At 72.0% G+C, this 10,420-nt stretch carries 8 protein-coding genes; 5 read left to right on the forward strand and 3 right to left on the reverse strand.

Translation table 11 applies throughout. From position 1 onward, the window contains the following. Positions 1 to 20 precede the first annotated feature (20 nt). Together G401_RS0136185 and G401_RS0136190 are read left to right on the forward strand one after the other, a co-directional pair. Positions 21 to 1,799 carry an ABC transporter ATP-binding protein gene (locus tag G401_RS0136185; protein ID WP_245602012.1) on the forward strand — a complete coding sequence of 593 codons (1,779 nt, stop codon included), beginning with the start codon at positions 21 to 23 and terminating at the stop codon, positions 1,797 to 1,799. Continuing rightward, the gene (locus G401_RS0136190) at positions 1,796 to 2,200 is read left to right on the forward strand and encodes a S26 family signal peptidase (RefSeq protein ID WP_034594147.1); all 405 of its coding nucleotides are present in this window, start codon (positions 1,796 to 1,798) and stop codon (positions 2,198 to 2,200) included. The genes G401_RS0136185 and G401_RS0136190 overlap by 4 nt, the downstream gene beginning before the upstream one ends. A 560-nt stretch (positions 2,201 to 2,760) precedes the next feature. Here G401_RS0136190 and G401_RS0136195 read toward each other — a convergent pair. Beyond that, on the reverse strand, positions 2,761 to 3,873 hold the full coding sequence (locus G401_RS0136195; RefSeq protein ID WP_027346329.1) for a tetratricopeptide repeat protein: 1,113 nt from the start codon (positions 3,871 to 3,873) through the stop codon (positions 2,761 to 2,763). A gap of 302 nt (positions 3,874 to 4,175) precedes the next feature. Here G401_RS0136195 and G401_RS0136200 point away from each other — a divergent pair, with 302 nt between their 5' ends. The 3 genes from G401_RS0136200 (at position 4,176) to G401_RS50870 (ending at position 7,254) form a co-directional block, all read left to right on the forward strand. After that, the gene (locus G401_RS0136200; RefSeq protein ID WP_027346330.1) at positions 4,176 to 5,048 is read left to right on the forward strand and encodes an alpha/beta fold hydrolase; all 873 of its coding nucleotides are present in this window, start codon (positions 4,176 to 4,178) and stop codon (positions 5,046 to 5,048) included. Positions 5,049 to 5,120: 72 nt separating this feature from the next. After that, positions 5,121 to 6,257 carry a hypothetical protein gene (locus G401_RS0136205; protein WP_157546718.1) on the forward strand — a complete coding sequence of 379 codons (1,137 nt, stop codon included), beginning with the start codon at positions 5,121 to 5,123 and terminating at the stop codon, positions 6,255 to 6,257. Between the two features lie 121 nt (positions 6,258 to 6,378). Next, positions 6,379 to 7,254: a winged helix-turn-helix transcriptional regulator gene (locus G401_RS50870; RefSeq protein WP_051367726.1), complete on the forward strand. Its 876-nt coding sequence runs from the start codon at positions 6,379 to 6,381 to the stop codon at positions 7,252 to 7,254. Here the strand turns inward: G401_RS50870 and G401_RS0136215 are convergent. Both G401_RS0136215 and G401_RS0136220 read right to left on the reverse strand, forming a co-directional pair. After that, on the reverse strand, positions 7,217 to 9,283 hold the full coding sequence (locus tag G401_RS0136215) for an NACHT domain-containing protein (RefSeq protein ID WP_027346332.1): 2,067 nt from the start codon (positions 9,281 to 9,283) through the stop codon (positions 7,217 to 7,219). The two genes, G401_RS50870 and G401_RS0136215, sit on opposite strands and share 38 nt — an antisense overlap. A 40-nt stretch (positions 9,284 to 9,323) precedes the next feature. Further along, entirely contained in the window at positions 9,324 to 10,040 is a 717-nt protein-coding gene (locus G401_RS0136220) for a hypothetical protein (protein ID WP_157546719.1), read from the reverse strand. Between the last annotated feature and the right edge of the window lie 380 nt (positions 10,041 to 10,420).

Raw genomic sequence — 10,420 nt, forward strand, 5'->3', positions numbered from 1 at the left:
TGGCCGCCGGTCGAAGGACGGTGGGCCTGGCGCTGCGGCTGGGCTGGCGGGCGCATCCGGCCGCCGCCGTGACGCTGGCACTGCTCACCGTCCTCACCGGACTCCTGCCGATCGGCGCCGCCTGGTGCACCAAAGTCGTCTTCGACGGCCTCGCGACCGGCGCCCCGGCGCCGCGGGTGATCGGCTTCGCGGTCGCCGGGGCCGTCCTCGGCGGCCTGTCGGTCGTGCTCGGCTACCTCGCCGCGCAGGTCAACGCGGTCGCGCAGGCGGCCGTCGCGCTCGCGGCGGGGGAGGAGCTGTACCGCCGGGTGGCCGGGTTCGTCGGCATCGCGCCCTTCGAGGAGCCCGCCTTCCGTGACCGGCTCGCCCTCGCCGAACAGGCCGCGCAGCAGGCGCCGCAGGTGATCGTCTCCTTCGCCGTCACCGCCGGGCAGAGCGTCCTGCGGGTGGCCGGGTTCGCCGCCGTGCTCGTCACGCTCAACCCGTCCATCGCCGCCCTGCTGCTCGCCGCCGCGGTCCCCGAGCTGTTCATCCAGCTCGCCCTGGCCCGCCGCCGGGCCGCCGCGGCCGAGGCCGCCAACCCCTCCTTCCGCGCGCGCACCCTCTTCCAGAGCCTCCTGACGGATGTACGCGCCGCGCGGGAGAGCCGCATCTTCGGCCTGGGCGACCTGTTCCGGGACCGGATGCTGGGCGCGCTGCGCCAGGCGTACGCGGTGGAGCTGCGCGCGGGACGCCAGGCGGCGCTGGTGCAGTCGGGACTCGCGCTGGCCAGCGCGGCGGTCCTGGCGGCCGGAACGGTGGTGGCGTTGCGCGGAGTGCTGCGCGGCGAGCTCGGCATCGGCGACCTGACCCTGTTCCTCGGCGCGCTCGCGAGCCTGCAGGGCGGCCTGTCCGCGGTCCTCGCCCAGCTCGGCGAGGTCGGGGCGACCGTACGCCTCTTCGGCCACTACGCCCGCCTCGTCGGCACCGATGCGTCGCTTGTGGACGGTGGACGGCCGGCGCCGCCGCTGCGGCTCGGGCTGACCTTCGAGGACGTCTGGTTCCGCTACCGCCCCGACGGCCCGTGGGTGCTGCGCGGCGTCACCCTGACCATCCCGGCACGGTCGCTGGTGGGCCTGGTCGGCGTCAACGGCGCGGGCAAGAGCACCCTGGTGAAGCTGGCCTGCCGGTTCTACGACCCCGAACGCGGGCGGATCCTGTGGGACGGCGAGGACGTCCGCGACCTGTCCGCCGCGAGCCTCCGCCGCCGGATCGGCGCGGTGTTCCAGGACTTCATGGCGTACGACCTGACGGCGGCGGAGAACATCGGCGTCGGCGAGCCCACCCGGCTGCACGACACGGACGCCATCCGAGGCGCGGCGCGTACCGCCCGGATCGACGAGACCCTGGCCGCCCTCCCGCGCGGGTACGCGACCATGCTCAGCCGCATCTTCGCCGGCGAGGACGGGGAGGAGGGCGCGGCCCTGTCCGGCGGCCAGTGGCAACGGGTGGCGCTGGCCCGCTCGCTCCTGCGCGACGACGCCGACCTGCTCATCCTCGACGAGCCGACGGCGGCCCTCGACCCGCAGGCGGCGCACGAACTGACCCGGGCACTGCGGCAGGCGCGTACCGGCCGGGCGGGGCTGCTCATCTCGCACCGGCTCAGCGCGCTGCGCGACGCCGGCCTCATCGTGGTCCTCGACGGCGGCGTGGTCGCCGAGATCGGAGACCACGACACGCTCATGGCCGCCGGGGGAGCGTACGCGCGGCTGTTCTCGTTGCAGGCGGCCGACTACCAGGACGAGCGGGTACGGGCATGATCCTCGTGTTCCCGACGGTGATCGTGTTGCTGCTCGGGCTGGCCCGGTGGCGGCTGCGCCTGATCACCGTGACCGGCCGGAGCATGACCCCGACCCTCGCCGACGGCCGACGGCTGCTGGTCGTGCGCCGTCGACGCGTACGCGCCGGGGACGTGGTGGTGTTCCGGATGCCGCCCTCGACGGGGCCGACGGATCTCGCGTGGCTGGTGAAGCGGGCGGTCGCCGTGCCGGGCGATCCCGTGCCGCCGGACCTGTCCGCCTGGGTCCCCGGCCCGACCGTCCCCTCAGGACAGATGCTGGTACGCGGCGACAACCCGCACAGCGCGGACTCGCGTACCTTCGGCCTGGTCCCGCTCGCCACCATCCTCGGCACCCCGCTCCGGCCCCTTCCACCGCCCTGACTCCCGGCGATCTTGCGCGAATGTGCGGCCCTCCGGTGGCTTGGGCGGGTCGCTTGATCATGTCGCGTGCATATGTCGGAGTGGATCGCCCGGCCGTGATCATGTAACGCGTATATGTTGCGGCGGCCGGATTTCGACATATATCGGTGACATGATCAAGGCTGTCGAACGCCTCGCACAGGTGCTTCGGCGATTCGTCCGCGGTGCGGAGCGGCGACCCGTTGGGGAGCTGAGGATGGGATCATGTCTACGCCGCCGCGCCATGCATCGTGCTCGTGATGTGGAAACGATCTTCCGCCATGCGGACGCCGGGTTCAGGTTTCTTGATCGATTACGGCTGAGGTGTAATTCCGGCCCGATCTGCATGATCAATGACGCTTCAGGTGCAGCGAAAGCCGGTCAGTGCGCTCCAGAACCGTAAACGATCATGTATCGGGTGACCCTTTCCGCGCCTCAGCCGTAAACGATCACCCTGCTGGATGGGGCGTACGGGTCGGAGCGGTCTCCCGCGGGAGGAGCGGAGGTGAGGTCGGCGAGCCCGGGACAAGAAGATCTTGACCTTAATGATCTTTGTCCTGCCGGGGACTCAGTCGGTCGACTACTTCCGTCGAGCGGCGCCACCAGTAGTCGTAGCGGCCCGAGAACTCCTCCTTCAGCGCCGTGAACCGTGCCAGCGCCTCCCGCGCGTACGCCAGGTCGTCCTCGGCGTCCCCGATGAGCAGGAAGACGTTCGCCAGTGAGCTCGCGACGAGCAGCGGGACTTCCTGCGCGTACTCCCGCATGATCGGTTCGGCGAGGCGCGCGGACCCGGCGGCCTCCGCGCGGCGGCCCTGGGCGAGCAGGATCTCGGCGCGGGTGGTGAGCGGGATGCCCCAGCGCCGCCGGTCGTTCTCGCCGGCCTCCTCCAGTACGCGCAGCGCCTCGTCCACAGCGGACAGTGCCTCGTCGAGCCGGCGTTGCCGGGTGAGGGTGGTGGCGTGGTTGCTGAGCGCCGCCACGAGGAGGTTGCGGGTGGCGCGGCCGGAGCCGGTGCGGGCGATGGCGATCGCCTGGGCGTCGTCGTCGGCGGCTTCGTCGAACCGGCCGAGCAGGGTGAGCGAGGTGCTGCGCAGCACGAGCAGTTCAGTCTCGACGTCGCGCGGCCCGCCGCCGGCCCGGACGAGGTCGAGGGCGTCGGTGAGCGGGACGAGCGATTCGGCGGTCCGGCCGAGGTCGGCGAGCGCCGCGCCCTCGTTCAGCAGGATCGGTACGCGCCCCGCCTTCGACAGCATGCCGGGCGCGACCTGGTCGAGTTCGCCGAAGTAGGTCAGGGCGGCGCTGCTGGCGGCCAGGCTGTCGGCGGCCCGGCCGAGCTGGCGGAGCACGAAACTGCGCAGGGACATGAGCTCGGCGCCGAGCAGGTGGACCATCTCGGAGCGCTGGACGACGTCGGAGCGCCAGGTCTGCAGGGCGGCGTCGAGGACGCCCAGCGCCGCCCAGCGGTCGGGTTTGCGCTGGATGGCGAGCCAGCGGGCGAGGTGCAGGCGTACCCACAGGAGGGTCACGGCGGATTCGAGATCGTCGGCGGGCACGCCGAGCAGTTCCGCCTCCCGCCCGCGGGCCAGGGCTATCGCGGTGCCGTGGTCGCCGGTACTCGCGTGCTGCTGGGCGGTCGCGAGCGGATCTTCCTGCACGACGTCATGGTACGGGCGGGAACCGGCGGACGGCCGCGTGCCTCGGCGGCCGGATCCAGGTCGGCACGCCCCAGGCCGCCTGCCCGGGACCCTGCCGCCCGCCCTGCCCGCGTGGCCGCCGCGCTCCGCCCAGGCCTCTCCACGATCTTGCGCGAGTGTCGCACAACCTGATCGAATTGCCGGGAAAGCCCGGACACTCGCGCAAGATCGTCGAGACTGGGGGGCGGCGGGGGCGATGAGTTTCGCGTGGGCGTGTCGTCTACCGCGCGCAGGACGACAGCATCGCCGCGAAGGGAAGCCCCATGACCGAGCCTCAGACCCACACGATCGACGTTCCCGGCGTCATCCTGACCTACGACGTGCGGCCGGCCGTCGACGGGCGGGCCGCCACCGAGCCGCCGCTGCTGATGTTCGGCTCCCCGATGGACGCGTCCGGCTTCGTCGAGCTGGCCGGGCACTTCCCGGACCGGACGGTCGTGACCTACGACCCGCGCGGCGTGGGCCGCAGTACGCGTACCGACGCGCAGCGCACGTCCACGCCCGAACAGCACGCGTCCGACCTGCACGCGATCATCGAGGCGCTCGGCGGCGGCCCCGTGGACGCGTTCGCCAGCAGCGGGGGAGCGGTGAACGCGCTCGCGCTCGTGGCCGCGTACCCGGGGGACCTCCGGACGCTGGTCGCGCACGAGCCGCCGACGGCCACCCTGCTGCCGGACGCCGACCGGGCGAGCGCCGCGATCCTCGCGATCGGCGCCGCGTACGAGGCGGAGGGTTTCGGGGCCGGCATGTCGCGCTTCATCGCCACCACCGGCCACCGCGGCGAGTTCCCCGCCGGCTTCGCCGAGCAGCCCGGCCCCGACCCGGCCATGTTCGGCATGCCCGCCGGCGACGACGGCTCGCGCGACGACGCGCTCCTGGCTCAGAACCTCATCTCCTGTACGCATTTCCGCCCCGACTTCGACGCCGTCCGCTCGGCCCCCACCCGGGTGATCGTGGCGGCCGGCGAGGATTCGTCGGGCGAGATGGCGTACCGGGCGGCGTTCGTGGTCGCGGAGCGGCTGGGGCATCAACCGGTGATCTTCCCGAGCCACCACGGCGGTTTCGTCGGCGGCGACGGTCCCTGGGCGGGCAAGCCGGCCGATTTCGCGGCGCGGCTGCGCGAGACGCTGAGCTGAACGGCTGAACCCGCGAAAGTTGCCGGAATCCGGGGGTTTCCACCGACCGGGTACTCCGGCAACCATCGGAGCGTGTCGCTCGTCTCAGCGGGCATGGGTTACCGATGGGGCGTCCTGCCCGTACTGCTGGTGGTCGGCCTCGCCGCCGCCTGCGCGGACCGCAACGAGCCGCCGGCGGCGGCTCCCGTGCTCGTCTCGGCCACCTGGCCGGGGGACGTCGCCGTGCCGAAGAAGGCCGACCCGCTGCCGGCGACCCCGGTCGGCCGGTCGGCCGCGATCTACCTGCCGGACCCGAACTCGCGGGACGTGTATCTCGTCACCGAGACCGGCCGGCAGTACCGCCTGGTGCCGCTGGGGCAGACCGCCCTGCCGAAGCCGCAGCCGACGCCGGCCCAGGATCCGGGGGCCACCGTGCCGATCGATCCGACGTTCGGGGTGGGGCTGTCCCCGGACGGTCGCTGGCTCACCGAGACCAACTGGGGCAGCGGCGGCGGCCGGGTGCTGCGCGACCTGACCGGGACCGCGACGGTCGCGCTGCCGCGTACCGACATGCCCAGGTTCTGGTCGCCCGGCGGCCGCCTGCTGCTCCTGAACGTGCACAGCGCGGATGTCAAGGACGCCCAGGTCGAGCTGGATCCGGCCACCGGTACGCGTACCCCGGTCGCGCAGGACGTCTGCGGCGACGGGGGTTTCGGGGTCGTGGCGGTCCTCGACGACGGCAAGCTGCTGTGCAAGCCGGTACGCGGCTACAACGACGGTGCGGCTCCGGTGAAGGCCGAGCCGGGCACCGAGGTGTTCCGGGTAGCGGCGGCCGGTGGCGGCACCCGCCAGTTCACCGTGGACCTCCGGTCCCGGCTGGCCGACAAATCGACCGTGATCTCCGCCGGGCCGCCGGACTCGGCCGGGCACTTCCTCGCGCTCGCCTACGACGGCGGGCGCAACCGGGCGTTCGTGGTGTCGCTGGCCGACGGCAAGGTGCTGCGCGAGGTGGCGGTGCCGGCCGAGAAGGTCGAGGGGTTCGAGGTCTGGCTCGTCGGCGGGTTCGACGGCGACAAGGTCATCGGCGTACGCCGGGTGGACATCGGGTCGCCCACGCCGATCGCCGAGCCGATCCAGGTGACCTGGCTGGCCGACGCCGGCGCGCCGAAAGTGGTCGCCACCTTCCCGCGCGAGGCGGTCCTCATCCTCCGCGGCACGACGGCCGGCTGACTTTCGCAAGATCCCGCTTGGAGCAGGACGATCGACCCAAGCGGGATCTTGGGCCCCCGATGACCAGCCAGTCTTCTTCCGGAACCGACTGGGTTCCGGAACGGAACGTACCATGGGGTCCATGATTAAGTCACGGGCCCTGGACGAGACCTGCGGCATCGCGCAGGCCGCCGCCGTCCTGGGCGACTGGTGGAGCCTGCTGGTCCTGCGCGAGATCGCCCGCGGCCACCACCGGTTCGAGGAACTGGCCGCCGAGCTGGACATCTCGCGCAAGGTCCTCACCGAGCGGCTCGGCCACCTCGTCGGGCACGAGGTCGTCGAGCGCCGCCCCTACCAGACCCAGCCCGTACGCAACGAGTACCACCTGACGCCCGCCGGGCACGGGCTCGTTCCGGTGCTGGTCGGCATGCAGGACTGGGCCGACCGCTGGCTGCTCGGCGACGGTACGCTCACCGCCGCCGGATCGGACCTCGACGGTACGCGTACGCAGGGGCTGACAGGGTCGCCGGTGCCGCCGCTGGTGCTGCCGTCGACCCAGGGGGAACGCGACGTGCTGGCCGCCGAGGGGCCGACCGTGCTGTTCGCGTACCCGGGGACCGGGGGTTCCCTGCCGCGCGACTGGCCGTCGATCCCGGGCGCGGTGGGATGCACCTTGGAGAACCGGCTCTTCCGCGACGCCCTGCCCCGGTTCGCGGCGGCCGGGGCGAGCGTGCACGGCGTCAGTACGCAGCGCCCCGACGAGCAGGCCGCGTTCGCCGAAGCCGAGCGGATCCCGTTCCCGCTGCTGTCCGATGTGGACCTGGAGCTGTCGGCGGCACTCCGGCTGCCGACGTTCCGTGCCGCGCAGCAGATCCGGCACAAGCGGGTGATCCTCGTCGTCGACGCCGACCGCGTGGTACGCCACACCGCGTACCCGGTCGTGGACATCCCGGCGGCCGTCGAGGAGGCGCTGGCGGCGGTCAGCGTACTGGGGGACCGACCGCGAGGAACTCCATGAGTTCGCGGTGCACGAAGATGTACCCGGCGCCGACCTTGCGCAGCATCAGGCACTCGACCATGTAGTCGAGGAAGGGCAGGTAGGGCCAGGGGACGATGCCGGCCGAGCGCAGCGCGGCCCGCAGGAACAGCTGCTCGACGACGAGGGCGCCGGCGATGAGCGCGAACATGAGCAAGGCCGTCATGAGGCCGATGACCAGGCCGAACCGGACGGGTGGCAGGGCGGGATCGGGCGCGAGGGAGGCGAGCACGCCGGCCAGCGCGCCGAACCCGGCGCCGACGAGCGGGCTGAAGGAAGCCGCTCCCGCGACGCGCCCGGCCGCGGCGGGACCGGGGACCTCGCGCCGGCCGGGAGCCGGTCGCAGTTCGGTGGAGAGCAGGAATACCGGCGGCCCGATGGACCAGGCGCTCGTCGTGACCACCAGGAATCCGAGCCAGTACCACAGGGCGGCCGCGAGGGAGGAATGGACCCCGATCGCGACAGCCGCCGCCACCGCGAGGCCCATGAGTACGTTGATCTTCAGCCACCGCCCCGGCTCGCGCCGTAAGGCGCCCCTGCCGGATCTGAGCGCGACGGTACCGGCCAGGATCTGCACCATGAGTTCGCGGAAGAAGGCGTCCGAGCTCTTGCGTGGGTCGGCGATCAGCATTTCCGCCGTGATCGCCTCGGTCCACTCGTCGAAGCCACGAAGCGCCAGACCGAAGAAGAGCATCACTCCCATGTACACACCGGCGGCCAGGCCGACGACCCAGCCCATCAGCCCGGTCGCCACCAGGCCGACGAGGAGGGCCGGGCCGATCGCCGTCACCGCGGCGACGCGACGCCGGGACGGGCGCGCCCCCAGCGACCGCGGCCCGTCACCGACGTACAGCATGTCGAGGTAGAAGACCGTCTGCGCCTGTTCCACCAGGAAGTACGCCAGGCGGCCCAGGTAGCGGCGGGCGACCTCGGGCGGGTAGGCGGCGTTGCGGCGGTGGCGCAGCATCCCGTCGACGTAGTGGGCGAACAGCCGCCGCCGGCGGTCACCGGCCGCGCTCTCGGGGCCGGGCCCGTCCCGGTACGCGAGCGCCATGATGCTCAGCAGCAGCGGCGAATCGGCCAGTTCCCACAGCCCGGGGTCGGCGGACAGGGCCGACCGCAGACCGTCGAGCCCCGGACCGGCCCCGGCCATGTACGCCTCGATCTGCGGCCGGGTGAGCGGCTCGATGGTCAGCGTCCCGTCCGCGGCCACCGGTTCGCGCAGTTCGGCGTACTCGGTGATGCGGCAGCAGACGACCAGCCCGGCCAGGCTGTGCGCATGCCGGTACGCGTTGATCGCGGCCGCGCACGCGTCGCGGTGTTCGGCCGCCACCTCGTCCAGCCCGTCCAGCAGGGGAAGGATCCGCTGCTCGGCGACCCAGCGTTCGGCGAGCTCCCGGGGCAGGCCGTACCGGGCGCCGAGTTCGCCGGTGATCCAGACGTCGAGCGGATCCCGGCGTACGGCCCAGGAGGCGAGCGGCAGCACCACCGGCACCGGGCGGTCGTCGGCGGACGCCTGGTCGAGCAGCCCGCGGGCCAGCTCCAGCAGCATCGTGGTCTTGCCCGAACCGGGCGTACCGAGGATGACGACGGACTCGCCGAGCCGCTCGTACAGGACGGTCATCTCGGTACCCGCGGGGAAGTGCGGCTCGCTGCCGTCGGCGCCGCGGGCGGACACTCCCCACGGATGGTCGTGGTCCGTGGCGGTCGCGCTCAACCGCAGCTCGATGCGCGCCTCGTGGTACAGCGAGCGCTCCAGGACGCCCGCGAGCCAGAACCGCCGCACCCGGTCCATGAGGACGCGCCGGGCCTGCGCCGGCTCGGTGGGCCGGTCGGCCGCCGCGCGGTGCTTCAGCAACTCGAGCACGGTCACCGTCAGCACCAGGCCACCCACCAGGAGCCAGGCGATCAGGCGTACGCGGAAAGGGCTGTCACCGGTCGCGAAGTTGATCGCCACACCGAGCAGCGCGCCGCACACGATGTTGAGGACGATGAGGGCGGACCGGCGCATGCTGGTCTTTGTACCGTATCCGCCCCCGGCGTCACCATCGTCAGTACTGCATCACGCAGTAGACGACTCGGGGATGGTCGAACCGCCACCAGTGGTTCCACTTGTAGTCCTTCGTGCACCGGTCCCCATTGGACGCGTTGGGCACGATGTCGATGATGTGCACGGTCCCCTTGGCCTTGCAGGCGGACGCGCCGACGACCCAGCCGCTGCCCTTGGGGAACTTGTAGCAGTAGTTGCGGACCAGGTACAGCTCCAGGCAGAGCCGGTACGTGTCGACCGTGATGTAGGGCGACTCGGAGTCCGAGCACGTGTTCTGCTCGCCGTCCACGGACAGTACGCGGTAGGTGCCCCGGCTGCCGTTGCAGTTGCCCAGGCCCAGGTAGCTACCGGACTCGTCGACCGAGATGCAGTCGCCGACCTTCACCGGGGCCGGCGGCTTGGCCGCCTCCGTGGTCGGCAGGGATTCCGGCGAGGGCTCGTCGTCGAACGAGGGGAACGGCGAGGGATCGTCCAGGTGGAAGCTCGGCGAGGCGGTCAGCGAAGAGGGCGTCGACTTGCCCTTCAGCGTGAACCAGCCGATCGCGCCGACGCACCCGCCGACGAGGCACAGCGCGAGTACGCCGCCCACGATCCCGAGGATCAGCGGAGTCTTGCTCTTCGGTGGCGGCGTCGGGGCGCCCATCGAGACCGGAGCCGTCGGGAACGTCCCTGTGTAACCCGTGTATTCGGGAGGAGTCGACTGTGGGGGGTAGGTCACCCGAGGAGTGTCACATATTCCGGCAAGCCCGACGCATCGACCTGCGGCCCTGTGTCCGGTCGGTCCACAGTGGGGGTTATCACGCTTTGATCACCATAGTCTACGTATTGCGTAGATCGATCCTTGGGGTTCAGACTCAGCGCGCATCCTCAGCGGACGGTCGGGAGAGGAGTCCCCGTGACTCACGCGCGCCTTGTCGCAAACGTTTACAGCGTACGCGGACCACATCGAAGAGTGCTACGCCTTCTGGTGATGGCGTCGGCGCTCGCGTTGCTCCTGATCACCGCCACGCCGGATCCGGTGACGGTGTTCGGCGACCCCGGGCCGGTGTCTCTCTCCTGGTTGTGGTCGTGGTTGCCGGCGCCGGCGTTTGCGGGTGG

The sequence above is a fragment of the Hamadaea tsunoensis DSM 44101 genome (genome assembly GCF_000428945.1).
Classification (GTDB): domain Bacteria; phylum Actinomycetota; class Actinomycetes; order Mycobacteriales; family Micromonosporaceae; genus Hamadaea; species Hamadaea tsunoensis.